The sequence below is a fragment of the Variovorax sp. Root473 genome, assembly GCF_001426505.1.
Lineage (GTDB): Bacteria > Pseudomonadota > Gammaproteobacteria > Burkholderiales > Burkholderiaceae_C > Variovorax.
In genome coordinates, this window is the sequence record NZ_LMEV01000016.1 from 121,739 (window position 1) to 147,309 (window position 25,571).

Here is a 25,571-nt window from a genome sequence, read left to right on the forward strand (position 1 = left end):
GCGGGTTCTTTTCTATTTATTCGTGTAGGGGTGTTTCAGGCGGCGGGTGCCTCGGCTTCCGCCAGGGCGCGGCGGATGCGGTTGACGACCGTCCAGGCCACCAGCGCGGCCAGCAATGGCATCAGCAGGGCGGTCCAGCCCGGCAGCGGCCCGCCCAGGGCGACATACAACCCGAGTGCGCCGAACACGAAGGCCCGGTCGCTCTTGCCCATCGGGCCGTCGTAGCGGCGCGAGGCGCCCACCGTCGGGCCCAGCGCGCCAGCGAATTCGCTCAGCCCGGCCAGCACGATGACCGTGCCGACCCAGAACGGCGCGAACGGCACCACCAGCGCGAAGGGCAGGTACAGCGCGGCGTCGGAGACCACGTCGGTGAGTTCGTTGAGGAAGGCGCCCAGCCTGCTTTGCTGGTGGTGCTCGCGCGCCAGCATGCCGTCGATGGCGTTGAAGGCCATGCGCAGGAACATCCAGGCGGGAATCAGGCCGAAGGCCGCCAGCGAGGGCGCGGCGAAGAACAGCCAGAGCCCGAGCACGACCGACACCGCACAGGCCGCCAGCGTCACCTGGTTGGCCGTCACACCCATCGCATGCAGCCGGACCACGAGCGGCCGCAGCAGTGCCTGGAAACGCGGTTTCAGTTCGTAGATGGACACGCCTGACCTTCCCCTCGTCTTGTTGTGCTGGCCGAACATTCTGCCAGCGTAAAAAGCGGCCTCCACGCATGGCCTTTCGTGCCGTCGCTGCGCCCTGAGGGGGCACTCGCCCGACGGGGGCGGCCCGGCGCGGCACCCGGACTAAACTTGCTCCCGAAGCCCCACCCCCAATGACCATCCAGACCGACGATTTCGCCCCCGCCCCGCAACGCGTGGTATCCGCCGCCCCGGCCTCGCCCAACGAGGAGGCGATCGAGCGGGCTTTGCGGCCCAAGCTGCTCGACGAGTACGTCGGCCAGGCCAAGGTGCGCGAGCAGCTCGAGATCTTCATCGGCGCGGCGCGCAAGCGCAAAGAGGCGCTCGACCATGTGCTGCTGTTCGGCCCGCCGGGCCTGGGCAAGACCACGCTGTCGCACATCATTGCGGCCGAGCTGGGCGTCAACCTGCGCCAGACCTCCGGCCCCGTGCTCGAGAAGCCCAAGGACCTGGCGGCGCTGCTGACCAACCTCGAGCCGAACGACGTGCTCTTCATCGACGAGATCCATCGCCTGAGCCCGGTCGTCGAGGAAATCCTGTACCCCGCGCTGGAGGACTACCAGATCGACATCATGATCGGCGAGGGCCCCGCGGCGCGCAGCATCAAGCTCGACCTGCAGCCCTTCACGCTCGTGGGCGCCACCACCCGCGCCGGCATGCTGACCAATCCGCTGCGCGACCGCTTCGGCATCGTGGCGCGGCTGGAGTTCTACACGCCGGAAGAACTGGCGCTCATCGTGCGCCGCAGCGCCGGCCTGCTCAAGGTCGAGACCGACGCCGCTGGCGGCTTCGAGATCGCGCGCCGTTCGCGCGGCACGCCCCGCATCGCCAACCGCCTGCTGCGCCGCGTGCGCGACTATGCCGAGGTGAAGGGCGACGGCCGCATCACCGAGGACATCGCGCACCGCGCGCTCGCCATGCTCGACGTCGACCCGCAAGGCTTCGACCTCATGGACCGCAAGCTGCTCGAGGCCGTCATTCACCGCTTCGACGGCGGCCCGGTCGGCCTGGACAACGTGGCCGCCAGCATCGGCGAAGAGCGCGACACCATCGAGGACGTGATCGAGCCCTACCTCATCCAGCAGGGCTACCTGCAACGCACGCCGCGCGGGCGCATCGCCACGCTCGCGGCCTACCGCCACCTGGGCGTGGCGCCGCCCTCGGGCCGCGCCGACGGCCCGGACCTTTTCGGAGCCTGAAGACCCCATGCACACCCACGACCTGAGCGCCTGGCAGCACGACCACCATTTCGGTGCCGGCAACGCCGCCGCCGAACGCAGCACCCGCCTCGTGATGTGGATCACCGCCGCCATGATGGTGGTCGAGATCGGCGCCGGCTGGTGGTTCAACTCCATGGCGCTGCTGGCCGACGGCTGGCACATGAGTTCGCACACGCTGGCCATCGGCCTGAGCGCCTTCGCCTATGCCGCCGCGCGCCGCTACGCGCGCGATCCGCGCTTTGCCTTCGGCACCTGGAAGATCGAGGTGCTCGGCGGCTTCGCGAGCGCGCTGCTGCTGCTCGGCGTCGCTGCGCTCATGGTGGTCGGCTCGCTGGAGCGGCTGTGGTCGCCCGTGGCCATCCACTACCCCGAAGCGATTTCGATCGCGGTGCTGGGCCTGGTGGTGAACCTGGTCTGCGCGCGGCTGCTGGGGCATTCGCACGACCATCCCGGCCATGGGCACGATCACGGCCATGACCATCACCACGGCCACGATCACGCACATGGCCACGACCTCAACCTGCGCTCCGCGTACCTGCATGTGGTGGCCGACGCCGCCACCTCGGTGCTCGCCATCGCGGCGCTGCTGGGCGGATGGTTCTATGGCTGGTCCTGGCTCGACCCCGTCATGGGCATCGTCGGCGCCGTGCTCGTCGCCGTCTGGGCCAAGGGCCTGCTGAAGGAAACCGGCAAGGTCCTGCTCGACCGCGAGATGGACCACCCCGTCACCGAAGAAATCCGCGAAGGCGTCGAGACGATGCTGGCCGATTCCGAAACCCGCGTGGCCGACCTGCACGTCTGGCGCGTCGGCCGCGATGCGTACGCCTGCGCGCTCACGGTGGTGACGCATTCGGCCACGCTCACCGCCGACCAGGTGCGGGCGTGCTTCTCGATGCACGAGGAAATCCGGCATTCGACGGTAGAAATCCAGCGCTGCGCTGACTGAGTCGAGGTCTTGCGCCTTCCCCCGGAAGGGGAGGCAGAAAGACAGAAGCTCAGGCCGTCGGCCGCCGGATGTGCCGCACGATCAGCATCTGCGCCATGTAGTACGTCGACAGCACCCACAGCGACGCCAGCGGCAGCGGCGACACGAAGCGGTTGATTGCCAGCAGCGCATCGCTCAGCATGAAGAAGCAGGCGCCCACCGCCACCCACAGCGCGGCCGGGTCGCCTGAACGCAGCACCGCCGCGCGGCCGATGGCCTGGGCCGCCATGCAGGCGATCACCACCACATAGAACCCGACCGGAATGCGCAGCGCGACCGGCAGGCCGCCCTGCCACAGGAAGGCATACATGCCCGCGCCGATCAGCAGCGTGGCCGCCAGCGCGCGCGGGCGAGGGAACAGGCCGACACCGATGCGGAACAGCGCGATATACGCCAGGTGCGCGAGCAGGAAGCACACGAGCCCGGGTACGAAGAGGTTCGCCGGCCCCATCAGCAGCACGTCGCCCGCGAGCGAGGCGACCAGGCCGGCGAGCAGCAACGCGTCGAAGCGCGACATGCCGTCGGGCTGCTGTTGCGCACGCCCGGCCGCGAAGGCGATGGCGATCACGAGGGCCAGCGGCTTGCAGACGAGATGCAGCCAGCCGATGCCCAGCGCCGCGCTCGCTGTGGCCAGCGCGGCCGCCTCGACCAGCAGCACCTCGGTGACCGACAGCCGTCCCTGCAGCACCGCGCCGACCGCCCACAGCCCCGCCGTGAGTGCGGCCAGCCAGACGGCGGCCTGTGGCAGCGGCAGGGCGTCGGCGTACCAGAGGAACACCGTCACGGCGGCCAGCAGCCCGAGGAACTGCAGGCCCGCGAACCACTGCACGCCGCGGCTCACCATGGGCTCGTAGCGCGTGACCTTCGCGATGTCGAAAGTGGGCTTCGGGTAGCGCGCCGCCACGTCGGCCGGGCGCCAGCCGGGCGGCTTGAGCCACACGCGCAGCTTGTCGGACCAGCGGCGCGCGTGCCATGAATCCCTGGCGAGTGCGCAGTACACCTCGGCGTTGGCCCACAGCGGGTCCCAGCTTTTCAGCTCGCCGCGCGTGCCGTAGACGCAGCGTTCGTCTTCTTCGCGGAAGGTGCCGAAGAGGCGGTCCCACACGATCAGAACGCCGCCGTAGTTGCGGTCGAGGTACGTGTCGTTCACCGCGTGGTGCACGCGGTGGTTCGAGGGCGAGCAGAACCAGCGGTCGAACCAGCCCAGCTTGCCGACCTGTTCGGTGTGCACCCAGAACTGGTAGAGCAGGTCGATGAGCGCCACCACGCCGAACACCAGCGGCGGCACGCCGGCCACGGCCATCGGCAGGTAGAAGACCCAGCCCAGCAGCGCACCGCTGGACGTTTGGCGCAGCGCGGTCGACAGGTTGTAGTGCTGGCTCTGGTGGTGCACCACGTGCGCGGCCCACAGCACGGCCGACTCGTGGCCCATGCGGTGCAGCCAGTAGTAGCAGAAGTCGTAGAACACCAGCGCCAGCAGCCAGCCGTACCAGGCGGTCCAGAACTCGCGCGCCGCGTCCTGCGGAAAGAGCGCCACCGCCGAATACACGGCGGTGTAGATGCCGATGCGCAGAAGGCCCGTGAGCACCGCGCTGATCTGGCTCAGCATGCCCAGCCCGATGCTGTTCACGGCGTCGGCCAGGCGGTAGGTGTCCTGGCCGGTGCCGCGGCGCGCGCGCGCGCGGCCGACCGCGAACTCGATCGCGATCAGCAAAAAGAACACGGGGGACGCGAGAACGATGATCTGGCCAGGGCGCATCGTGCGATTGTGGGTGGGCGCGCGGCCCTGCGTCACCGGGATGTCACGGAGTCGCCATCGCGCGGTCATGCGCGGATGCGAACCTGCCGGACCATGCAACGCGACGACGCCTTCCTTCGCGCCTGGCGCGACACCGCGATCCAGCCTCCCGAGCCGGAGGACGACGATGCGGCGCGTCCGGCGCTGCGCTATCGCACCCTCTGGATCTCCGACCTGCACCTGGGCACGCCCGGCTGCCAGGCCCGGGCACTGCTCGACTTCCTCAAGCACACCGAGTGCGAGACGTTGTTCCTGGTCGGCGACATCATCGACGGCTGGCAGCTCAAGCGCCACTGGTACTGGCCGCAGGCGCACAACGACGTGATCCAGAAGCTGCTGCGCAAGGCGCGCAAGGGCACGCGCGTGATCTTCATTCCGGGCAACCACGACGAGTTCGCCCGCAAGTACCTCAACCACAACTTCGGCGGCATCGACGTGGCCGACGAATGGATCCACGAGACCGCCGACGGCCGCAAGCTGTGGATCATCCACGGCGACCTGTTCGACGGCGTGATCCAGTGCGCCAAGTGGCTGGCCTACGTGGGCGACTCGCTCTACGAATTCACGCTGAAGCTCAATCGCCATCTCAACTCGCTGCGCGCGCGCATGGGGCTGCCGTACTGGTCGCTCTCGAAGTACCTCAAGGGCAAGGTCAAGCGCGCCGTGAGCTACGTGGGCGACTTCGAGAACGCCGTGGCGCGCGAGGCTCGCAACCGCGGCGCGCAGGGCGTGGTGTGCGGCCACATCCACCACGCCGAGATGCGCGACATCGACGGCATCCTGTATTGCAACGACGGCGACTGGGTGGAAAGCCTCACGGCGCTGGCCGAGCATGCCGACGGCACGCTGGAGATCCTCGACTGGGCGCAGCACATGCCCGTCGGCACGCAGGCGGTGTCGGCGCGCGAAGCCGTCGCGGCCTGAACGTTCGGCCCTGCACGGGCCCCGACGGGAGAACTGAAGAAAAAAGCGCTCACCGCCGCGGTGGGCACCCACGTTCGTCCGATCCGACGATGCCGCGCAAGCGCATGCGCCGCACACTTGCCGGGTGTGAACCCTGTGAGACAACACCATGGCCTGGACCCTCAGCGCGGCGGAGACCGCGTTTCGCGACGAGGTTCGCGATTTTCTCGCGCGCGAGCTGACGCCTGAGCTGCGCGCCGCAGGGCGTCGCTGCTCCGGCATCTTCACCGACTACGCCGACGGCAACCGCTGGCACCGCGTGCTGGCCCAACGCGGCTGGAGCGTGCCGCACTGGCCCGTGGAACACGGCGGCACCGGCTGGACGCCGATGCAGCACTACCTCTTCGCGAGCGAGCTGGCCGCAGCCGACGCGCCGCCGCGCGCGCCGATGGGGCCCGGCATGGTCGCGCCGGTGATCATCGCCTTCGGTACCGAGGCGCAGAAGCAGGCCTGGCTGCCCGGCATCCGCTCGGGCGAGGACTACTGGTGCCAGGGTTATTCCGAGCCGCAGTCGGGCTCCGACCTCGCCTCGCTGCAGTGCAAGGCAGTGCGCGACGGCGACGACTACGTCATCAACGGCACCAAGATCTGGACCACGCACGCGCAGTACGCCAACCGCATGTTCTGCCTCGTGCGCACCGCCTCGGGCGGCAAGGCGCAGCAGGGCATCAGCTTCCTGTGCTTCGACATCCCCCGGGCCGGCCTGACGATCCGCCCGATCATCAGCATCTCGGGCGACCACGAGCTCAACCAGGTGTTCTTCGACGACGTGCGCGTGCCCGCCAGCGGCCTCATCGGTGAGGAGAACCAGGGCTGGACGGTGGCCAAGTACCTGCTGCAGCACGAGCGCGGCGGGGCCTGGGCGCCGATGCTGCGCGCGCGCCTGCGCCGGCTGCGCGCCGCGGCCGACAGCGCCTTTTCGGCCGCGGGCGACACCGCCGCCGACGAGGCGCGCGAGATGGCGCTGCGCCTGGCCGAGATGGACTGCGCCATCGACGCGGTCGAGGCCACCGAGCTGCAGTCGCTGCGCGCCCAGGCCCGCGGCGAGCCGCACGGCATCCGGCCTTCGATGGGCAAGGTGATGGGCTCCGAGCTGCGCCAGCGCCTGACCGAGCTCGGCGTCGAAATCGCGGCCCACTACGCGGCGGCCGATTTGCCGCTGGACGACAGCCTGCAGGGCGCGCTGGCCGTGCCCGAGGAGTCGGTGTTCTCGATGTCCGCCTACCTCAACGACCGCGCCGCGTCGATCTACGCCGGCTCCAACGAAGTGCAGCGCAACATCATCGCGGCGCAGTTGCTGCAATCCCGATGACATCGGCTCTCCCCCAGGCTTCGCGCACTTCGTGTCGCTTCTCCAACCCCCTCACCGGGGGGCAACACCAGCGGCCCGGCAAAGCCGGTTCCGCGGTGTTCCTGGCTTCGGCCGTGCCGGTTTCCTGCGTCGCGGGTCTTGCTGCGACATGAAAGAGGATGAAGATCGCATGCGTACCCTCACCGACCAAGACGACACCCTCGCGATGCTGCGCGACAGCCTCGCGCGCTACCTCGACGACCAGCACGGCTTCGAGCAGCGGCTGCAGGCGCTGGCCGCTGCCGACAACGCACCGCCGCCGTTCTGGCAAGGCCTGGCAAGTGACCTCGGCTTGCTGGGCGCGGCCCTGCCCGAATCGCAAGGCGGGCTGGGCCTCGGCCTGGCCGCGCACCTCGCGCTGATGCCCACGCTGGGCGGTGCCCTCGCGGCCGAGCCGTATCTTTCCACGCTGGTGATCGGCGCCGGCCTGCTGCAGCGACACCCGGGCGCGATGGCCGATGCGCTGCTCGAACGCGTCGTCGCGGGGCAGGCCGTGCTGGCCTTCGCGCACGACGAGCCGCACAGCCGCCATGCGCGCGACGACGTGCGCACGCGGCTCGTGCGCGAGCCCGATGGCCGGCTGCGGCTCGACGGTCGCAAGGCCGTGGTGCAGGCCGCGCCCTGGGCCAGCCATGTCATCGTCACGGCGCGCAGCGACAGCGGCCTGTCGCTGCTGGTCGTGCCCAAGGACGCGCCCGGCGTGCAGTTGCGCGCCTTCCCCACGCGCGACGGCGGCCGCGCGGCCGACATCAGCTTCGAAGCGGTGCGCCTCGATGCCAGCGCACTGCTCGGCGCCGAAGGCGGTGCGCTGCCGCAGATCGAACAGGCGCTCGACGAGGCCACGCTCGCGGTCTGCGCAGAATCCATCGGCATCCTGCGCCGGCTGATGCGCGACACGCTCGACCACGTGCGCCAGCGCAAGCAGTTCGGCGTGCCGATCGCCAGCTTCCAGGTGCTGCAGCACCGGCTGGCCGACATGCACATGGCGCTCGAACAGGCCGACGCGCTCACCGCCAGCGTGGGCGAAGCACTGGCCGCGAACACCGATGCCGCGTCGCGCGCCCGCGCCGTGTCGTCCGCCAAGGTCGCGGTCGCCAAGGCCTGCCGCGCCGTGGGGCAGGGCGCGGTGCAACTGCACGGCGGCATGGGCATGACGGAGGAACTCGCCGTCGGCCACTACGTGCGCCGCGCCACCCTCATCGAAGGTCAGTTTGGCCCGCCCGCGTGGCACCTGCGTCGCGTGGCACAGCTTCAACAACAACTCTCACAGCAGCACTAACCTCATGACAGCACTGGACGACCGCACGCCGGTCATCGTCGGCGTCGGCGAGATCACGCACCGCACCAAGGAGGCCGCCGAAGGCCTCGAACCCATCGAGCTGATGGCACGCGCCATGCGGGCCGCCGCACAGGACAGCGGCGCCGCTGCGCTGCTGGCCGGCCTCGATTCGCTCGACGTCGTCTGCGAGTACTCGTGGCCCTACACCGACGCGCCCGCGCTGCTCAACGCGCGACTGGGCTGCAGCCCGGCGCGCAGCGTCTACGGCGTCACCGGCGGCGAATCGCCGGTGCGCTACATCCACGAGGCCGCGCTGCGCATCGCGCGCGGCGAGAGCCAGGTGGCCGCCATCACCGGCGCCGAGGCGCGCTACACCGTCGACGCAGCCGCCAAGCAAGGCATCGCGCTCGACTGGACGCCGCGCGACGACAGCGTGAAGCTGGTGCGCGGCACCGACATCTGCCACCCGGTGGCGATCCGCCTCGGCGCGGCCATGCCGATCACCATCTACCCCTTCTACGAGAACGCCGCGCTCGCGCACTGGGGCCAGACGCCGCGCCAGGCGCAGGACGAATCGTCGCGCCTGTGGGCGCGCTACTCCGAGGTGGCTGCCGCCAACCCCTACGCCTGGCTGCGCAAGCCTTTCACGCCCGAAGACATCGCACGCATCGACGCGGCCAACCGCCTCATCGCCTGGCCCTACACCAAGCACATGGTGGCCAACCCGGTGGTCAACATGGGCGCGGCCGTGCTGCTCACCAGCGTGGGCCATGCGCGCGAACTCGGCATTCCCGAAGACCGCTGGGTCTACGTGTGGGACGGCGCCGCCGCGCGCGAGCCGCGCGACTACCTGCAGCGCGACCAGTACCACCACTCGCACGCGCAAGACCTGGTGATGGAAACCGTGCTCTCGCAGGTCGGCGGCGACGCTTCGGCCTTCGAGATGCTGGAGCTGTACAGCTGCTTCCCCATCGTGCCCAAGATGGCGCGCCGCACGCTGGGCCTGGCGCCCGAGGCGCGCATGACCTCCACCGGCGGCCTGAGTTTCTTCGGCGCGCCGCTGAACGACTACATGACGCACGCCGCCGCCGGCCTGGTGCGCGCGCTGCGCGACGCGCCCAAGGGCAAGGCCGCGCTGCTCTACGGGCAGGGCGAGTACGTCACCAAGCACCACGCGCTGGTGCTCGGCTCCAGCCCGCCGCCGCAGGGGCTGCCGAAAGCCGACTACAGCGTGCAGGCCGCCGCCGATGCGCGGCGCGGACCGGTGCCGCCGCTGGTGCTGCAGTACGCGGGCGCCGCCACGCTGGAGACCTTCGCCGTGGTCTACGGCCGCGACGGCCAGCCCTCGCAGGGCATCGTGATCGCGCGCACGCCGGCCGGTGAACGGCTCATGGCGCGCGTCGACGCCGCCGACACCGCCTCGCTGAAAGTGCTGACCGATCTCGACCGCAGCCCGGTCGGCTGCAGCGGCACCGTGACCACGGGCACTGATGAACTCTTGAACTGGAGCGTTGCATGACCGCCGTCACCCTCGAGCGTCTGCCGGGCCACCTTGCCCTCGTCACCATCGACCGCCCCGAGGCACGCAACGCCGTCAACGGCGAGGTGGCCACGGGCCTCGAAGCCGCTGTCGACGCCACCGAGGCCGACGACGACATCCGCGCCGTGGTGCTCACCGGCGCCGGCCGCGAGGCCTTCTGCGCGGGCGCCGACCTGAAGGAAGTGTCGGCCGGGCGCGGCAGCGCGCTGCGCACCGAGCGCGGCGGCTTTGCGGGCTTCGTGTACCGCGAGCGCAGCAAGCCGTGGATCGCCGCCGTCAACGGCAAGGCGCTGGCCGGCGGCACCGAGCTGGTGCTGGCCTGCGACCTTGTGGTGGCCGTGCGTCAGGCGGCCTTCGGATTGCCCGAGGTGCTTCGCGGGCTGATCGCCGCGGCGGGCGGGCTGTACCGGTTGCCGCGCGCCATTCCGCCGAACATCGCGCTCGAAATGATCCTCACGGCGGGCCAGCTCGATGCCGAGCGCGCGCACGGGTTCGGCCTGGTCAACCGCCTCGTGCCCGACGTCGATGGGTTGCGCGAAGCCGCGCTGGCGCTGGCTGGCGAGATCGGGCGCAACGCCCCGGTGGCCGTGCGTCAGAGCCTGCGCGTGGCACGCGAGGCGAACAGCGGGCTCGACGAGACCGCGCTGCGCGCCTTGACGCGCGATGCCTTCGAGCACGTGGCCGCCAGCGAAGACTTCAAGGAAGGCCCGCGCGCCTTCATCGAGAAGCGCCCGCCGCGCTGGACCGGCCACTGACCCCCGCGAAAGAGCCCGCCATGTCCAACAGCGAAGAAGACGTTCTCATCGACCGCAGCCGCGACGGCATCGCGCTGCTCACGCTGAACCGCCCGGCCCGCCTCAACGCGCTGAGCCAGCCGACCGTGCGCCGCCTGTGCGCTGCGCTCGATGCGCTGGCGCAGGACGACAGCGTGCGCGTGCTGATCCTCACCGGCGCGGGGCGGGGCTTTTGCGCCGGCTGGGACCTCACCACGCCGCTCACGCGCCGCGACGACCAGCCGCTGGCCGGCGAGCCCTCGGTGGCCGACCTGATGGCGGGGCAGGAGCTGTTCGCCGGCATGGTGCGGCGGCTGCGCGCGCTCGACAAGGTGGTGATCGCCGCCGTCAATGGCGTGGCCGTGGGCGCGGGTTTTGCGCTCACGCTGGGCGCCGACATCCGCGTGGCCGCGCGCTCGGCGTCGTTCCATGTGGGTGCGGTGCGCATCGGGCTCACGGCTGGCGAATGCGGCATCAGCTACCACCTGCCGCGGCTGGTCGGCGCCTCGCGCGCCTTCGAACTCATGCTCACGGGCCGACCCGTGCAGGCCGACGAGGCCGAGCGCATCGGCCTCATCGCCGCGCTGGTGGACGATGCCGAAATGCTGCCGCGCGCGCTCGCCATGGCCGCCGACGTGCTGCGCAACAGCCCCTACGCCACGCGCCACACCAAGCAGGTCATGTGGACCAACCTCGAGGCGCCCAGCCTGGACGCCGCGCTCGAGGTGGAGAACCGCGCCCAGGTGCTGGCGCTGAAGACCGAGGATTTCCGCGAGGCTGCCGCCGCCTTCGCGGCCAAGCGCGCGCCCGTCTTCACGGGCCGTTGAACGGACCTGCCCCGGTTTCATCGCTTTCGTCGCTTCAGACGATGCGACGGCGGGCCCCGCGCGCCAAGATGCCCTCATACAACAGGCCGCCCGGTGCGCGCCAGAGGAGACACACATGGCAGGACCCCTGAAAGGACTTCGGGTCGTCGAGATGGCCGGCATCGGCCCCGGCCCCTTTTGCGCGATGCTGTTCGCCGACATGGGCGCGGAGGTGCTGCGCATCACGCGCCCCGGCACGCGGCGCGACCCCCACGACATCCTGGCGCGCGGGCGCAGCACCTGGGAGGTCGACCTGCGCGCCCCCGGTGCCGCCGCCCCGGTGCTCGACGCGATCGCGCGCGCCGACATCCTCATCGAGGGCTTCCGCCCCGGTGTGATGGAGCGCCTGGGCCTGGGCCCGGCCGAGTGCCATGCGCGCAACCCGCGACTGGTCTACGGCCGCATGACCGGCTGGGGCCAGCACGGCCCGCTGGCGCACGCGGCCGGCCACGACATCAACTACATCGCCATCAGCGGCGCGCTGCACGCCATTGGCCGCTCGGGCGAGGCGCCCGTGCCGCCGCTGAACTACGTGGGCGACTTCGGCGGCGGCGCCATGCTGCTGGCCTTCGGCCTGCTGGCCGCGCTGCACGAGGTCAAGGCCTCTGGCCAGGGGCAGGTGATCGACGCCGCCATGACCGACGGCGCGGCGCTGCTGTCGGCCATGATGTACGGCTTCAAGTCGGCGGGGCAGTGGAGCAACCAGCGCGGCGAGAACATGCTCGACGGCGGCGCCCACTTCTACGACACCTACGCCTGCGCCGACGGCAAGTACGTGGCCATCGGCGCCATCGAGCCGCAGTTCTACGCGCTGCTGCGCGAGCGCTGTGGCCTGGTCGACGACCCGGCCTTCGACGCCCAGATGGATGCCGACCGCTGGCCACTGCTCAAGCTGCGGCTGGCCGACGTGTTCCGCACCCGCACGCGCGACGAATGGTGCGTGCTGCTCGAAGGCAGCGACGCCTGTTTCGCCCCCGTGCTCGATTGGGACGAGGCGCCGCAGCACCCGCACAACGTGGCGCGCGGCACCTTCGCCACCGTGGGCGGCGTGGTGCAGCCCGCGCCCGCGCCGCACTTCAGCCGCACCGCGCCGGTCGTGCCGCCGGCCGTGTCGCCCGACGACGGGCCCGCGCTGCTGAAGCGCTGGGGCGCGGCAGCGCCCGTGGCCGAAGCGCGCTGACGTCCTTGTTTTCCGGGCATGCGCGTTCGCGCATGCATGGCATTTCCGCACCGCACCGACAGGAGCCTTGTCCATGCCCACCACGCCATCGCCGCTGTACCTCACGCAGGCCCTGCACCGCGCCATGCAGTGCAGCCCGCGCGCCGTCGCCACCGTGTTCCAGGGCCGCACGCGCACGTACGGCGAACTCGGCGAGCGCGTCGCGCGCCTGGCGGGCGGGCTGCGCCGCCTGGGCGTGCAGCCCGGAGATCGCGTGGGCGTGCTCGCACTGAACGCCGACCGCACGTTGGAGTACTACCTGGCCGTGTGGTGGGCCGGCGGCGTGGTCAACCCGGTCAACACGCGCTGGAGCGTGGCCGAGATGGCGCACTCGCTCGACGACTGCGCGACGCACATCCTGTTCGTGGACGACCAGTTCCTGGCGACGGCGGACGCGCTGCGCGCCGCCGCGCGCGCCGTCACCACCTGGGTCTACATGGGCGAGCGCCAGGCGCCCACGGGCATGACCGATGTCGAAGCGCTGGTCCGCGAGAGCGAGCCCGTGCCCGACGCACTGCGCGGCGGCGACGACCTGGCCGGCGTGTTTTACACCGGCGGCACCACCGGACGGCCCAAGGGTGTGATGCTGAGTCACGCGGCGCTGGTGATCAATGCGCAGGTGTCGATGCTCGGCGCCTTCTTCGACGACAGCGCGCGGCTCTTGCAGGTGGCGCCGCTCTTTCACCTGGCGGGGCTGTCGTTTTTTCTGCGCGGCGTGCTCATGGGCTGCGCGCAGATCATCCTGCCGGGCTTCTCGGTGGACGGCATGCTCGCCGCCATCGAGCGCGACCGCGCCACCAACCTCATGGCCGTGCCCGCGATGCTGCAGATGCTGGTGGACGACCCGCGCACCGCGCAGGCCGACCTGTCGAGCGTGCGCTTCGTCGGCTACGGTGCCTCGCCGATCACCGAGGCGCTGCTGGAGCGCGCCTTCGCCACCTTCCCGCAGGCCGAGTTCGCTCAGGGCTACGGCATGACCGAGCTGTCGGCCGGCGTGAGCTACCTCACGCGCCACTACCACTCGCCCGAAGGCCGCAAGCTCGGCAAGCTGGCCTCGGCCGGACAGGCGCTCGCGGGCATCGACCTGCGCGTGTGCGACGGCGACGGCCGCGAGGTGCCGCGCGGCACCGTGGGCGAACTCACGGTGCGCAGCCCGTGCGTGATGCAGGGCTACTGGAACCTGCCCGAACAAACCGCGGCCGCATTGCGCGATGGCTGGATGCACACCGGTGACGCCGCCCGCATGGACGACGACGGCTTCGTCTTCATCGTCGACCGCTACAAGGACATGATCGTGAGCGGCGGCGAGAACATCTACTGCGCCGAGGTCGAGGGCGCACTCGCGCGCCATCCCGCCGTGGCCGCCGCCGCCGTCATCGGCGTGCCCGACGAGCGCTGGGGCGAGGCCGTGCATGCGGTGGTCGTGCGCAAGCCCGGCACCGAAGCGGATGCCGAGGCGCTCATCGCCCACTGCCGTGAATTGATCGCCGGCTACAAGTGCCCGCGCAGCGTTGCGTTCGTCGACGCGCTGCCGATCTCGGGCGCCGGCAAGGTCATGAAGTACCGCCTGCGCGAGCCGCACTGGGCCGGCCGCGCGCGCAAGGTTGCCTGAAAAAACCACCAAGGAGACGACACCCATGTTCCTCACCCAGCCCCTGCACAAGGGCCGCCGCGAGAAGGCCCGCGACACCGCCGTGGTCTGCGGCAATCATCGCCTGGACTTCGCGACCCTCACCGACCGCGTGGCGCGCCTCGGCGCCGTGCTGCAGCAGCTCGGCATGGCGCGCGGCGACCGCGTCGGCATGATGGCCCTCAACTCGCACCGCTTCGTCGAGTTCTTCTTCGGCACGTGGTGGGGCGGCGGCGTCATCAACCCGGTGAACATCCGCTGGAATCCGAAGGAGGTTGCGTACTCGCTGGACGACTGCGACACCCGCATCCTGCTGGTGGATGACCTGTTCGCGCCCATGGCCGGCGAGCTGCGCAAGCTCTCGACCTCGCTGCGCACCGTGGTGTACTGCGGCGATGGCGCCGTGCCCGAAGGCATGGTCGGCTACGAGGCGCTGCTGGCCGATGCACAGCCCATCGACGACGCCCCGCACAGCCCCGACGAGCTGGCCGCCATCATGTACACCGGCGGCACCACCGGCCGTCCCAAGGGCGTGATGCTCACGCACGGAAGCCTCTACATCAACGCGCTGAGTTCGGTGGCCGCGGTGCCGCGCGAGACGCGCAACGCCGCCGTGGTCATCGCCGTGCCCATGTTCCACGTGGCCGGCTGCGGGCTGTCGCTGCAGAGCATCCTGCGGCTGGTGCCGCAGCACGTGGTGCCGATGTTCGACGAGGTCGCGATCCTGCAGGCCATCCAGTCGGCGCGCGCCACCGAGATGTTCCTGGTGCCCACCATGATCAAGCGCGTGATCGAGCACCCGCGCTTTGCCGAGTTCGACCTGTCGAGCCTGCAGATGCTGCTGTACGGCGCCGCGCCCATCGACGTGGCGCTGCTCGAACAGGCCATGGCCGCGCTGCCCAAGACCAGCTTCTCGCAGGCCTACGGCATGACCGAGCTGTCGCCCACCGTGGCGGTGCTGATGCCGCACTTCCACCTGCCCGGGCCCGATCGCAACCGCCTGCTGCGCGCGGCCGGCACGCCGGTGCCCGTGGCCGAGATCCGCATCGTCGACGGCGAGGACAACGAAGTGCCCCCCGGCCAGGTCGGCGAGATCGTCGCGCGCGGCCCCATGGTCATGAAGGGCTACTGGAACAAGCCCGTGGAAACCGAGGCTGCGCTGCGCGGCGGCTGGATGCACACCGGCGACGGCGGCTACATGGACGAGCACGGCCTGCTGTTCGTGGTCGACCGCATGAAGGACATGATCGTGAGCGGCGGCGAGAACGTGTACTCGGCCGAGGTCGAGAACGCCATCGCCCAGATGCCGCAGGTGCTGATGTCCGCCGTCATCGGCGTGCCCGACGACAAGTGGGGCGAGCGTGTGCATGCCGTGATCGTTCTCCGCGAAGGCATGCCGCTCGCGGCCGACGACGTCATCGCCCATTGCCGCGACCAGATCGCCAACTACAAGTGCCCGCGCAGCGTGGAGTTCCGCGATGCGCTGCCGCTGTCGGCGGCCGGCAAGCTGCAGAAATTCCAATTGCGCGAGCCCTTCTGGGCGGGCAAGGAACGCCGCGTTGGTTGAACCCCATCCCCCCAATTCAAGACACTGAAGGACACCCCATGCCCATCGATTTCCGCCGCTCATGGAGCGACGAAGAACTGGAGCTGTACCGCGACAACGTGGTGCGTTTCGTCGAGACCGAAGTCGTGCCGCACGACGAAGAGGCGCGCAAGCGCGGCCATGTCGGCCACGAGGTCTGGCGCAAGGCCGGCGCGCTCGGCCTGCTGTGCTCCGACATCCCCGAGGCCTACGGCGGCGCCGGTGGCGACTTCCGCCACGAGGCCGTGTTCTACGAGGAGAAAGCGCGCCGCGCATTGAGCGGCATGGCCAGCTCGGTGCACACCATCGTGGCGCACTACTTCCTGAATCACGGCACCGAGGCACAGAAGCAGCGCTACCTGCCGCGCATGGCGCGCGGCGAACTGGTCGGCGCCATCGCCATGACCGAGCCCGGCGCCGGCTCCGACCTGCAGGGCGTGCGCACGCGCGCCGAGAAGCAACCCGACGGCAGCTACCGCATCCGCGGCTCCAAGACCTTCATCACCAATGGCTTCCTGGCCGGCGTGGTGCTCGTCGTGGCCAAGACCGATCCGACGCAGGGCGCCAAGGGCACCTCGATCCTCATCGTCGAGACCGAGGGCTGCGAGGGCTACCGCGTGGGCCGCGTGCTCGACAAGATCGGCATGAAGGCGCAGGACACCTCGGAGCTCTTCTTCGACGACGTGCACGTGCCGGCCGACGCGCTGCTCGGCGGCCAGGAAGGGCAGGGCTTCTTCCAGCTCATGAGCGACCTGCCGTACGAGCGCACCATCATCGGCGTGAACGCGCTCGCCACCATGGAAGGCGCCTACCAGGCCACGCTCGACTACGTGCGCGACCGCAAGGCCTTCGGCAAGCCGATCGCCGAGTTCCAGAACACCAAGTTCAAGCTGGCCGAGATCGCCACGCAGATCAAGGTCGGCCGCGCCTTCATCGACCGCTGCGTGGAAGACCTCGTGGCCGGCCGGCTCGACACCGCCACCGCTTCCATGGCCAAGCTCTGGGCCTCCGAGACGCAGGGCCGCGTGGTCGACGAGTGCCTGCAGCTGTTCGGCGGCTACGGCTTCATGACCGAATACATGGTCGCGCGCATGTACGCCGACGGGCGCGTGCAGCGCATCTACGGTGGCACCAACGAGATCATGAAAGAAGTGATCTCGCGCGCGCTGTGACCGCCGGGGCCGTCATGAGCGATGTGCTGCAGATCGAGCGGCGCAGCGGCGTTGCATGGCTCACGCTGAACCGCCCCGAGCGCCTCAACGCGCTCGACCCGGCGTTGGTGCGCGCGCTGCGCGAGTATTTCGAGGGCCTGAACGCGCGCAGCCCCGAGCGCGTGATCGTGCTGCAGGGCGCGGGCCGCGCCTTCTGCGCCGGCCTCGACCTGAAGGAGCAGGTGGGCGGCGAAGACCTCGGGGTGGCCGACATGCTCGAACAGCAGAAGGGCATCCGCGACATCATGCTGGCCATGCGGCGCTGCCCGCAGCCCATCGTGTGCGTGGTGCAGGGCGCGGCCAGCGGCGGTGGCTTTGCGCTCGCGCTGGCCTCCGACGTGCGCCTGGCCACGCCCGACGCGCGCATGAACGCCGCCTTCATCCGCATCGGCCTGTCGGCCTGCGACGTCGGCGTGAGCTACTTCCTGCCGCGCATGGTCGGCAGCTCGGTCGCCGCCGAGTACATGCTCACCGGCCGTTTCATGGACGCGCAACGCGCCTACGCGCTGGGCCTCGTGAGTCGCGTCGACACGCTGCCCGCGCTGCAGGCCGAGGCGCAGGCACTGGCCGACGACATGCTCAACGCCACGCCCGTGGCGCTGCGCCTTACCAAGGAGGCGCTGGGCCTGGCGGTTGACGCCGGCAGCATGGAAGCGGTGATCGCCATGGAGGACCGCAACCAGGTGCTGTGCACCCAGACCCGCGATTTCCGCGAAGGCATGACCGCCTTCCTCGAGAAGCGCGCGCCCATCTATACGGGCCACTGAGCTTCGTCTTCATCCCGCACGCCTTCGCGTGCATGCATGCAAGGATTCCCATGACCCTCGACGACCTGATGTTCAAGCCCGGCCTGCTGGCCGGCCGNNGCTGCTGCTGCTCGGCGCCGACGTGTACATCTGCGGACGCCGCGCGCCCGTGCTCGAAGAAACCGCCGCCGAGCTGATGCACCTGCACGGCGGGCGCGTGACGCCCAAGACCTGCGACATTCGCCACGATGCGCAGATCACCGAGATGCTCGACGAGATCTGGGCCGACGGCGGCGCGCTCGACGGCCTCGTCAACAACGCCGCAGGCAACTTTGTGAGCCGCACCGAAGACCTGTCGCCGCGCGCCTTCGACGCCATCTCGAACATCGTCTTTCGCGGCAGCTTCTGCATGACGCTCGAATGCGGAAAACGCTGGCTCGCAGAGGGAAAGGCCGCGTCGGTACTGTCGATCCTCACCACCTGGGTGTGGAACGGCTCGCCCTTCACCGTGCCCTCGGCCATGTCGAAGGCCGGCCTGCACGCCATGACGCAGTCGCTCGCGGTCGAGTGGGCGGGTCGCGGCATCCGCTTCAACGCCATCGCACCGGGCCTGTTCCCGACCGAAGGCATGAGCGCGCGCCTGAACCCCGGCGGCGGCGAACACAAGGCCGAGCGCAACCCGATGGAACGCAACGGCCGCATGCCAGAGCTGGCCAACCTCGCGGCCTACCTGATGGGCCCCGGTTCGGAGTACGTCAACGGCCAGACCATCGCCATCGACGGCGCGCAGTTCCAGGCCACGGGCGGAAATTTCTCGCGCATGTCGGCGTGGCAGGATGAGGACTGGAAGCGTGCACGCGAGAGCATCGCGGGGCGCGATGCGCAGGACAAGCGGCAGCGGCTGGCTGCCTGATCGGGAATCTAGCGAATCACGCCGAGCTTGCGCGCAATCGCCACCGCCTCGGTGCGCCGCTTGGCGCCCAGCTTCATGTGGATGTTGCGCAGGTGCGTGCGCACCGTGCTCTCCGACACGAACAGCTTCTCGCCCATCGCGTTGTTCGAGTAGCCCTCGGCCAGCAGCTGCAGCACGCGGATTTCCTTGCGCGTGAGCGGCTCCTTGGTGGCGTCGCCCGAGGGTGCCTCGGCGTCGATGGGTGAGGGCGGCGGGCCGAGCACTTGCAGCAGGCGCTGCAGGTAGTCGGCCAGGATCGGGTCGCTGCGCAGCACGGGCGCCACGGCACTGGCCTCTTGCTGCATGGCAGCGGCATAGCGGTGCACCAGCGTGCCCACGGCCGGACCCTCGTCGAGGATCAGTCGCACGAAACCTTCCTGGCTCGCGGTCTGCAGCACGGCGCCGATTTCTTCGATGGCGGTGGCGAGGTCGCCTGCGCGCTGCAGTGCCAGCGCGCGCAGCACGCGCAGCTTGAGTGCGCGGCGGTTGCGGTTGGCGGCGACGGCGGCGTGCAGCTCGGCGTCGAGCACGGTGAGCGCTGCGCGTGCGTCGCCGAAGGCGATGTCCCAGCGCGCCCTGGCGAGCGCGAGGTAGTCGAGGTCGTGGGCGGGCAGGCGCTGGCGGCGCTCGCGCTCCCACAGCTCGGGATCGTCGGCGCGCTGCAGCTCGTCGCGCGAGGCGGGGCCGTTGCCCTGCAGCAGCAGCATGTGCGCGCGTTCCAGCTTGGCGCCCGCAACCACGCGTGGCAGCTGGCGGTGGTGGCCGAGGTATTCGAGTTCGGTGAGTGCCTGGAACGCGGCGTCGATGTCGCCCGCGTGGAAGGCGATGCGCGAGCGCATGACGTGGCTCAGGATCATGTGGTCGGGCAGGCCCACGTCGCGCGCCAGCGGCAGGTACACGTTCAGCAGGTGCTCGGCCTGCACCAGCTGGTTGGTCTCGTACACGGCGCCCGCGTACAGCACGCCGGCCCAGGCGTTGCCGTGGCTGTGGTTGTACGACACGGCATGCGTGGAATCGACCGCCATGCGCAGCCGCGCGGTGGCCTGGCGCAGCCGGCCTTCGGTGAGGTCGAACAGGCCCGCCAGCGACTCGGTGTACATGCGGTTGAAGGTGCTGTTGCCCTGTTCGCGCCGCGCGGCTTCGAGCAGGCGCTGCGCCTCGCGCTGGTCGCCGCGCACCGCGAGGATGTGGGCCATCGCGTTGAGCAGCACGCCCTCGGCAAAGGCCAGCCCGGTGGGCAGGCGCGCGAGGCTTTCGCGGCCGGCTTCGTAGGCGGCGTCGTGCTGGTCTTCCATCGCCAGCAGCAGTGGAATGAGCGTGTGGGCGTTGGCGCGCACCTCGGGAATGGGACTGTCGAGGCAGCCCGACTGTTCGAGCAGCCGCATGGCGTCCCACGGGCCGTGCGTGAAGCAGGTGGCCCACAGCGCGATGAGTTGCAGGAACGGATGCGCGCGCAGCTGGTGCTCGGGAATGGCCGAGAACCAGCGCGCCAGCATGCGCATGCGGCCCTGTTCGAGGAACTGTTCGGCGTAGCTGTCGAGCAGCGTGAGCGCGTGCGGATGGTCGCCGCCTTCGATGGCATGGTCGATCGCGGGCACGGGCCGGCCGTGCGACTCGTACCAGCCCGAGGCCGCAAGGTGCAGCCGCGCGAGTTCGTCGGGCCGCTCGCGCGCGAGCTGTGCACGCAGAAAGTCGGCGAACAGGCTGTGGTAGCGCCACGCGCGCACCTCGCCGCCAGCATCGCCGCTCACGGGCGTGAGGAACAGGTTCGCGGCGGCGAGCTGTTCGAGGATGACGGCGCTGTCGCCGCGCGGGCTGAGCGCCTGGCACACCGACGCATCGAGCTGGCGCAGGATGCTGGTGCGCAGCAGGAAGTCGCGGATCTCGGGCGGCTGGTGCGCGAGCACGTCTTCGGCCAGGTAGTCGGCCACGGCGCGGTCGGAGCCCGAGAAGCGTTCGATGAAGCCGGTCTCGATGCCGTGCCGCTCCAGCGCCATCGACGCCAGCCAGATGGCCGCGACCCAGCCTTCGGTCTTGCGATGCAGCTGCGAGAGCAGGTCGGCCGGCAGCGCCTGCGGCGGCTGCGCGGCGGCGTGCGGTGCATGCGCCTGGCGCAGGCCGATGAAGGCGCTGGTTTCTTCCAGCGTGAAGCGCAGGCGGTCGGTGTCGATCTCGATGAGCTGGCCGCGCGCGCGCAGCCGCCCCAGGCCGAGGTCGGGCAGGCTGCGCGAGCCGATCACGATCTGCCCGCGCCGCGGCAGGTGCTCGACGAGTTCGCGCACGAGGCCGAGCACGGCGGGTTCCTGCACCACCTCGAAGTCGTCCAGGAAGAGCGTGAAGGGCGAGTCGTGCGCGGCCAGCGCGGCCACGGCGTCGAAGGGCGCGTGGCTCACGGGTTCGTCCACGCCGAGCCGCTGCACGGCCTCGGCCAGGCAGTTGAGAAAGCGCGAGACGTCGTTGTCGGCGCGGTCGAGCGTAAGCCAGGCGGTGGCGATGCCCTGCGCGTCCATGCGCTCGCGGATCTGCGCCATGGCGGTGGTCTTGCCGAAGCCGGCGGGTGCGCGCACCAGCACGAGCTTGACGGTGGCGGCCGCGATTTCTTCGCTGATGGCGGTGCGCGGCACCTGCGTGGCCACGAAGGCCGGCGGGTTGAGCTTGGTCTCGAGAATCCGGAGCGAGGGAGAAGGAACGGGGGCTGGAGCAGGCATCGCGAAGGGGGAGTGATTGCCTGGAAATTCCGTCGCTTCCGACGATTCCGGCCACCGATTCTGCTTCCTAAACTGGCCGCAGACAAACTGAATTCCCCTGCATCCGGTGGCCTTGCGCACCCGGGCAACGCCCTGCCCATGACCCACGACGTCTTCATCTACGACCACGTGCGCACGCCGCGCGGCAAGGGGCGCGCCGACGGTGCGCTGCATCCCATCACGCCGGTGCAACTGGCCACGCAGGTGCTGCAGGCGCTGCGCGAACGCCATGCGCTCGACCCCACGCAGATCGAGGACGTGGGCCTGGGCGTGGTGATGCCCGTGGGCGAGCAGGGCGCCGACATCGCGCGCGTCGCGCTGCTGTCGGCGGGCTACGGCGACAGCGTGGTCGGCTTCCAGCTCAACCGCTTCTGCACCTCGGCGCTCGACACGCTCAAGATGGGCTTCGGCCTCGTGGCCTCGGGCCAGGCCGACGCGGTGATCGGCGGCGGCGTGGAGTCGATGTCGCGCGTGACCATCGGCAGCGACGGCGGCGCGGTCTACACCGACCCGGCCGTGGGCCAGCGCTACCCCTACATTCCCAACGGCGTGGCGGCCGACCTCATGGCCATGCTCGACGGCGTGGACCGCGAGGCGGTCGATGCCTACGCCGTGGAAAGCCAGCGCCGCGCCGCCGTGGCGCAGGCCGAGGGCCGCTTCGACCGCTCGCTCGTGCCGGTGCGCGACCGGCTCGGCCGCACCGTGCTCGCGAAGGACGAGGCCAACCGCCCCGGCACCACGATGGCCGACCTGGCCAAGCTCAAGCCCGCGTTCGCCGGCGTGGCCGGGCAGGGCTACGAAGCGATATTGCTGCAGCGCTACCCGCAGCTGTCGCACATCGCGCCGATCCACACGGGCGGCAATTCGAGCGGCATCGTCGACGGCGCCTGCGCGGTGCTGCTGGGCAACCGCGACTACGGCACGCGCAACGGCCTCGTGCCGCGCGCGCGCATCGTCGGCAGCGCCTCGCGCGCCGACGAGCCGCTGCTGAGCCTGGGCGGCCCGATGCCCGCCACCGAGCGCCTGCTGGCGCGCTGCGGCCTGGCCATCGGCGACATCGACCTGTTCGAAGTGAACGAGGCCTTCTCGGTGGTGCCGATGCGCTATGCGCGGCACTTCGACATCGACCCCGCGCGCATCAACGTGAACGGCGGGGCCATCGCGCTGGGCCATCCGCTGGGCGCGACCGGCGCGATCCTCACGGGCACGCTGCTCGACGAGCTGGAGCGGCGCGACGCGGGCCTGGGTCTGGTCACGCTGTGCGCTGCCGCGGGACAGTCGACCGCGCTGGTGATCGAGCGCGTCTGAGCGCGTCTTCTCCTCAAGTTCTTTCTCATGCATTCCAACATCCGATTCGAGGTCGATGCCGACGGCGTCGCGCTCCTCATCCTCGACGTGCCCGGCCGGCCGATGAACGTGTTCACGCCCGGCTTCACGGACGACCTGCGCGCGGCCGTGGCGCAGATCGCGCAGCGCGCCGACGTGCGTGGTGCGGTCGTCACCTCGGGCAAGGCCAGTGGCTTCATGGCCGGGGCCGACCTCAAGGACCTCGTGGATTTCCATGCGACCGGCGGCAGCGCGGTCGATGCCGCCGAGGCCATCGCGCCCGGCGGGCGCGCGCTGCGCGAACTGGAGCGCTGCGGCAAGCCGGTGGCCGTGGCGATCAACGGCGTGGCGCTGGGCGGCGGCTTCGAGCTCGCGCTGGCCTGCCATCACCGCGTGCTGCTCGACGATCCGCGCGCCGTGGTCGGGCTGCCCGAAGTCACGGTCGGCCTGCTGCCCGTGGGCGGCGGCACGCAGCGGCTGCCGCGCCTCGTCGGCATTGCGCGCGCGCTGCCGCTGCTGCTGTCGGGCCGGCATGTGGCGCCGGCCGAGGCGTTGTCGCTCGGCATGGTCGATGCGCTCGCGCCGGCCGACCGGCTCGTGGCCGTGGCCCGTCGCTGGGTGCTCGACCATCCCGACGCCGGCCAGCAGCCGTGGGACGTGAAGGGCTTCCGGGTGCCGGGCGGCGCAGGCGCACTGGCGCCGCATGCGGGTGCGAGCTTCGGTGCCACGCTGGCCCAGGTGCGGCGCGACACGCACGACAACCTGCCGGCACCGCTGGCCATCCTGTCGGCGGTGTACGAAGGCACGCAGCTGCCGATGGACGCGGGCCTGGCGGTCGAGGCGCAGTGCTTCGGTCCCTTGCTGGCCGGCCCGGTGGCGCGCAACCTGATGCGCACGCTGTTCGTGAACCGGGGGGCGGCGCTTCGGCGCAGGGGCGACTTGAGCGCGGTCAATGCTGCGTATGTCGACCGGCTGCGGCAGCTGTACCGCAGCGAAGGGCAGGTTTTGCTGAATGAAGGCGTATCGCCCGCGCTGATCGCCAATGCCGCGCGGCAGGCCGGGCTGGCCGAAAGCCCGCTGACCGCCGATGCCACGGCGGAGCAAGCCACCGCACCGCAACCCGACGCACGCGCCGTGGGCGAACGCCTGCTGTCACTGCTCGCGCTCGAAGCGGCGCGCTGCCTTGAAGAGGGCGTGGTGACGCAGCCAGTCGAAGCCGATCTTGGCGCGGTGCTCGCGTTGGGCTACCCCGACTGGACTGGCGGCACGCTCTCGTACATCGAGACCGTCGGTCTCCCAGCTTTCGTCGCGCGCTGCGATGCACTCGCGGCGCACCACGGCGAGCGCTTCAAGCCCACGGTCGCGTTGCGCCAGCGCGCGCAATCGAACACCTCGTTCTATCTCACGGAGCAGGCCGCGTGAGCCCAGGCCGCGCGCAGGCGCTGCAGTCGCTGGTCGCCCAGCTGCAGCTCGAGCAGCTCGAGAAGAACCTGTTCCGCGGCATCAGCACCGACATCGGCGCGCCCGCCGTGTTCGGCGGCCAGGTGCTCGGGCAGGCGCTGATGGCGGCGGCGCGCACGGTCGATGGGCATGCGGCGCATTCGCTGCACGGCTACTTCCTGCGCGCGGGCGACAAGGCCGCGCCCATCGTCTACGACGTCGACCGCATCCGCGACGGTGCGAGCTTCACCACGCGGCGCGTGGTCGCCATCCAGCATGGCGAGCCGATCTTCCACATGTCGGCCTCGTTCCACCGGCGCGAGGAGGGGGTGTCGCACCAGTGCGCGATGCCCGAGGCGCCGCCGCCCGAAGAACTCACGCCGCGTGCCGGACCTCGCGTGCGCGTCGAAGGGCCCATCGAGTTCCGCTACGTCGATCCGCGCGATCCGGTCACGGCCGGGCCACGTCCGCCGCAGAGCCAGCTCTGGCTGCGCACGGCCGACGTGCTGCCCGACGATCCGCTGCTGCACCAGGCGATGCTGGCCTATGCCTCCGACTACAGCTTCATGGGTGTCGCGATGCAGCCGCACGGCCTGGCCTTTCACCAGCCCGGCGTGCAGGGCGTGAGCCTGGACCACGCGATGTGGTTCCACCGCGATTTCCGCTGCGACGACTGGCTGCTGTACGACGCCGACTCGCCCTCGGCCGAGCATGCGCGCGGTTTCTGCCGTGGCGCGCTGTTCGACCGCGCCGGCCGGCTCGTCGCCTCGGTCGCGCAGGAAGGGCTGATTCGGGTGCGCCGATGATCAAGCTCGTCTTCTGTCTGCGGCGGCTGCCGCACCTGAGCCGCGAGGCTTTCCAGCACCACTGGCGGCATGTGCATGCGCCGCTCGTCGCCGAGCGTGCCGAGGTGCTGGGCCTGCGCCGCTACGTGCAGTCGCACACGCTCGACGATGCGCTCGTGCAGCCGCTGGCCGTGCCGCGCGGCAGCCCCGCGCCCTTCGACGGCGTGGCCGAGCTGTGGTGGGACAGCCTCGAAGCGCGCACCGGCGCACGGCGCGAGGAGGCCCGCCGCGCGAGCGCCGAGCTGCTCGCGGACGAGCGCCGCTTCATCGACCTGGCCGCTTCGCCGATCTTCTTCACCGACGAGTTCGCCGTGGTCGGCGACCCCGCCGCCGAGGCGGTGCGCGACTACCTGCAGGCGCGCGGCCGCCTGTAATCGTCGCTTCGGACGATGCCTGCGCGCAGGGCGCA

21 protein-coding genes are annotated in these 25,571 nt (G+C 70.6%); 18 read left to right on the forward strand and 3 right to left on the reverse strand.

The genetic code is table 11. The features are described 5' to 3' along the window. Positions 1–35: 35 nt before the first annotated feature. Positions 36–650: a CDP-alcohol phosphatidyltransferase family protein gene (locus ASD34_RS11900; RefSeq protein WP_056577556.1), complete on the reverse strand. Its 615-nt coding sequence runs from the start codon at positions 648–650 to the stop codon at positions 36–38. Positions 651–820: 170 nt separating this feature from the next. Here ASD34_RS11900 and ruvB point away from each other — a divergent pair, with 170 nt between their 5' ends. Together ruvB and dmeF are read left to right on the forward strand one after the other, a co-directional pair. Beyond that, positions 821–1,885 (forward strand): Holliday junction branch migration DNA helicase RuvB, encoded by a 1,065-nt coding sequence (ruvB, locus tag ASD34_RS11905; protein WP_056577558.1) that lies wholly within the window; start codon positions 821–823, stop codon positions 1,883–1,885. A gap of 7 nt (positions 1,886–1,892) precedes the next feature. Beyond that, positions 1,893–2,852, forward strand: a complete 960-nt coding sequence (gene dmeF / locus ASD34_RS11910; RefSeq protein ID WP_056577559.1) for a CDF family Co(II)/Ni(II) efflux transporter DmeF — start codon at positions 1,893–1,895, stop codon at positions 2,850–2,852. A 49-nt stretch (positions 2,853–2,901) separates the two neighbouring features. Here dmeF and ASD34_RS11915 read toward each other — a convergent pair whose 3' ends face one another. Next, on the reverse strand, positions 2,902–4,650 hold the full coding sequence (locus ASD34_RS11915; protein WP_056578040.1) for a lysoplasmalogenase family protein: 1,749 nt from the start codon (positions 4,648–4,650) through the stop codon (positions 2,902–2,904). Between the two features lie 93 nt (positions 4,651–4,743). Between ASD34_RS11915 and ASD34_RS11920 the strand changes: the two genes are divergently transcribed. The 12 genes from ASD34_RS11920 to ASD34_RS11975 all read left to right on the forward strand — a co-directional run bounded on the left by ASD34_RS11920 (position 4,744) and on the right by ASD34_RS11975 (position 18,765). Beyond that, positions 4,744–5,613 (forward strand): UDP-2,3-diacylglucosamine diphosphatase, encoded by an 870-nt coding sequence (locus tag ASD34_RS11920; protein WP_056577561.1) that lies wholly within the window; start codon positions 4,744–4,746, stop codon positions 5,611–5,613. Between the two features lie 148 nt (positions 5,614–5,761). Then, complete coding sequence (locus tag ASD34_RS11925) at positions 5,762–6,964, forward strand: acyl-CoA dehydrogenase family protein (protein WP_056577564.1); 1,203 nt, start codon at positions 5,762–5,764, stop codon at positions 6,962–6,964. Between the two features lie 169 nt (positions 6,965–7,133). Continuing rightward, positions 7,134–8,282, forward strand: coding sequence for an acyl-CoA dehydrogenase family protein (locus tag ASD34_RS11930; RefSeq protein WP_056577567.1), 1,149 nt, complete (start codon positions 7,134–7,136; stop codon positions 8,280–8,282). A 4-nt stretch (positions 8,283–8,286) separates the two neighbouring features. Then, positions 8,287–9,801 carry an acetyl-CoA acetyltransferase gene (locus tag ASD34_RS11935; protein ID WP_056577570.1) on the forward strand — a complete coding sequence of 505 codons (1,515 nt, stop codon included), beginning with the start codon at positions 8,287–8,289 and terminating at the stop codon, positions 9,799–9,801. After that, positions 9,798–10,577 carry an enoyl-CoA hydratase-related protein gene (locus ASD34_RS11940; RefSeq protein WP_056577571.1) on the forward strand — a complete coding sequence of 260 codons (780 nt, stop codon included), beginning with the start codon at positions 9,798–9,800 and terminating at the stop codon, positions 10,575–10,577. The genes ASD34_RS11935 and ASD34_RS11940 overlap by 4 nt, the downstream gene beginning before the upstream one ends. Before the next feature lie 20 nt (positions 10,578–10,597). Continuing rightward, entirely contained in the window at positions 10,598–11,422 is an 825-nt protein-coding gene (locus ASD34_RS11945) for an enoyl-CoA hydratase/isomerase family protein (protein WP_056577573.1), read from the forward strand. A gap of 115 nt (positions 11,423–11,537) precedes the next feature. Next, a complete protein-coding gene (locus tag ASD34_RS11950) occupies positions 11,538–12,641 on the forward strand; it encodes a CaiB/BaiF CoA transferase family protein (RefSeq protein ID WP_056577575.1) in 1,104 nt (367 codons plus the stop codon). 73 nt (positions 12,642–12,714) lie between these two features. Further along, positions 12,715–14,292: an acyl-CoA synthetase gene (locus ASD34_RS11955; protein WP_235510040.1), complete on the forward strand. Its 1,578-nt coding sequence runs from the start codon at positions 12,715–12,717 to the stop codon at positions 14,290–14,292. Further along, a complete protein-coding gene (locus ASD34_RS11960; protein ID WP_268810574.1) occupies positions 14,285–15,877 on the forward strand; it encodes a long-chain-fatty-acid--CoA ligase in 1,593 nt (530 codons plus the stop codon). Before ASD34_RS11955 ends, ASD34_RS11960 begins: the two co-directional genes overlap by 8 nt. Before the next feature lie 38 nt (positions 15,878–15,915). Further along, positions 15,916–17,067: an acyl-CoA dehydrogenase family protein gene (locus ASD34_RS11965; RefSeq protein WP_056577581.1), complete on the forward strand. Its 1,152-nt coding sequence runs from the start codon at positions 15,916–15,918 to the stop codon at positions 17,065–17,067. A gap of 14 nt (positions 17,068–17,081) precedes the next feature. Beyond that, entirely contained in the window at positions 17,082–17,873 is a 792-nt protein-coding gene (locus ASD34_RS11970) for an enoyl-CoA hydratase/isomerase family protein (protein WP_056578044.1), read from the forward strand. Between the two features lie 148 nt (positions 17,874–18,021). Next, positions 18,022–18,765, forward strand: coding sequence for an SDR family oxidoreductase (locus tag ASD34_RS11975; protein WP_235510055.1), 744 nt, complete (start codon positions 18,022–18,024; stop codon positions 18,763–18,765). 8 nt (positions 18,766–18,773) lie between these two features. On the opposite strand, the gene ASD34_RS11980 is transcribed toward ASD34_RS11975, so the two are convergent. Then, a complete protein-coding gene (locus ASD34_RS11980) occupies positions 18,774–21,512 on the reverse strand; it encodes a LuxR C-terminal-related transcriptional regulator (RefSeq protein ID WP_056577584.1) in 2,739 nt (912 codons plus the stop codon). Positions 21,513–21,650: 138 nt separating this feature from the next. Between ASD34_RS11980 and ASD34_RS11985 the strand changes: the two genes are divergently transcribed. Genes ASD34_RS11985 through ASD34_RS12000 form a run of 4 tightly spaced genes read left to right on the forward strand, consistent with a single transcriptional unit; the run spans position 21,651 to position 25,536 of the window. Then, positions 21,651–22,859: an acetyl-CoA C-acetyltransferase gene (locus tag ASD34_RS11985; RefSeq protein ID WP_056577587.1), complete on the forward strand. Its 1,209-nt coding sequence runs from the start codon at positions 21,651–21,653 to the stop codon at positions 22,857–22,859. Positions 22,860–22,886: 27 nt separating this feature from the next. Next, positions 22,887–24,299, forward strand: a complete 1,413-nt coding sequence (locus tag ASD34_RS11990; RefSeq protein ID WP_056577592.1) for an enoyl-CoA hydratase-related protein — start codon at positions 22,887–22,889, stop codon at positions 24,297–24,299. Further along, complete coding sequence (locus tag ASD34_RS11995; protein WP_056577594.1) at positions 24,296–25,123, forward strand: acyl-CoA thioesterase; 828 nt, start codon at positions 24,296–24,298, stop codon at positions 25,121–25,123. Before ASD34_RS11990 ends, ASD34_RS11995 begins: the two co-directional genes overlap by 4 nt. Next, positions 25,120–25,536 (forward strand): EthD domain-containing protein, encoded by a 417-nt coding sequence (locus tag ASD34_RS12000; protein WP_056577597.1) that lies wholly within the window; start codon positions 25,120–25,122, stop codon positions 25,534–25,536. Before ASD34_RS11995 ends, ASD34_RS12000 begins: the two co-directional genes overlap by 4 nt. Positions 25,537–25,571: the final 35 nt, after the last annotated feature.

Bases quoted from the DNA above. Each gene is read 5' to 3' on its own strand.
- ruvB (WP_056577558.1), top strand. From the start codon at position 821: ATGACCATCCAGACCGACGATTTCGCCCCCGCCCCGCAACGCGTGGTA.
- ASD34_RS11920 (WP_056577561.1), top strand. From the start codon at position 4,744: ATGCAACGCGACGACGCCTTCCTTCGCGCCTGGCGCGACACCGCGATC.
- ASD34_RS11925 (WP_056577564.1), top strand. From the start codon at position 5,762: ATGGCCTGGACCCTCAGCGCGGCGGAGACCGCGTTTCGCGACGAGGTT.
- ASD34_RS11915 (WP_056578040.1), bottom strand. From the start codon at position 4,650: ATGCGCCCTGGCCAGATCATCGTTCTCGCGTCCCCCGTGTTCTTTTTG.
- ASD34_RS11935 (WP_056577570.1), top strand. From the start codon at position 8,287: ATGACAGCACTGGACGACCGCACGCCGGTCATCGTCGGCGTCGGCGAG.
- ASD34_RS11970 (WP_056578044.1), top strand. From the start codon at position 17,082: ATGAGCGATGTGCTGCAGATCGAGCGGCGCAGCGGCGTTGCATGGCTC.
- ASD34_RS12000 (WP_056577597.1), top strand. From the start codon at position 25,120: ATGATCAAGCTCGTCTTCTGTCTGCGGCGGCTGCCGCACCTGAGCCGC.
- ASD34_RS11985 (WP_056577587.1), top strand. From the start codon at position 21,651: ATGACCCACGACGTCTTCATCTACGACCACGTGCGCACGCCGCGCGGC.
- ASD34_RS11930 (WP_056577567.1), top strand. From the start codon at position 7,134: ATGCGTACCCTCACCGACCAAGACGACACCCTCGCGATGCTGCGCGAC.
- ASD34_RS11965 (WP_056577581.1), top strand. From the start codon at position 15,916: ATGCCCATCGATTTCCGCCGCTCATGGAGCGACGAAGAACTGGAGCTG.
- ASD34_RS11945 (WP_056577573.1), top strand. From the start codon at position 10,598: ATGTCCAACAGCGAAGAAGACGTTCTCATCGACCGCAGCCGCGACGGC.
- ASD34_RS11950 (WP_056577575.1), top strand. From the start codon at position 11,538: ATGGCAGGACCCCTGAAAGGACTTCGGGTCGTCGAGATGGCCGGCATC.
- ASD34_RS11980 (WP_056577584.1), bottom strand. From the start codon at position 21,512: ATGCCTGCTCCAGCCCCCGTTCCTTCTCCCTCGCTCCGGATTCTCGAG.
- ASD34_RS11940 (WP_056577571.1), top strand. From the start codon at position 9,798: ATGACCGCCGTCACCCTCGAGCGTCTGCCGGGCCACCTTGCCCTCGTC.
- ASD34_RS11990 (WP_056577592.1), top strand. From the start codon at position 22,887: ATGCATTCCAACATCCGATTCGAGGTCGATGCCGACGGCGTCGCGCTC.
- ASD34_RS11955 (WP_235510040.1), top strand. From the start codon at position 12,715: ATGCCCACCACGCCATCGCCGCTGTACCTCACGCAGGCCCTGCACCGC.
- dmeF (WP_056577559.1), top strand. From the start codon at position 1,893: ATGCACACCCACGACCTGAGCGCCTGGCAGCACGACCACCATTTCGGT.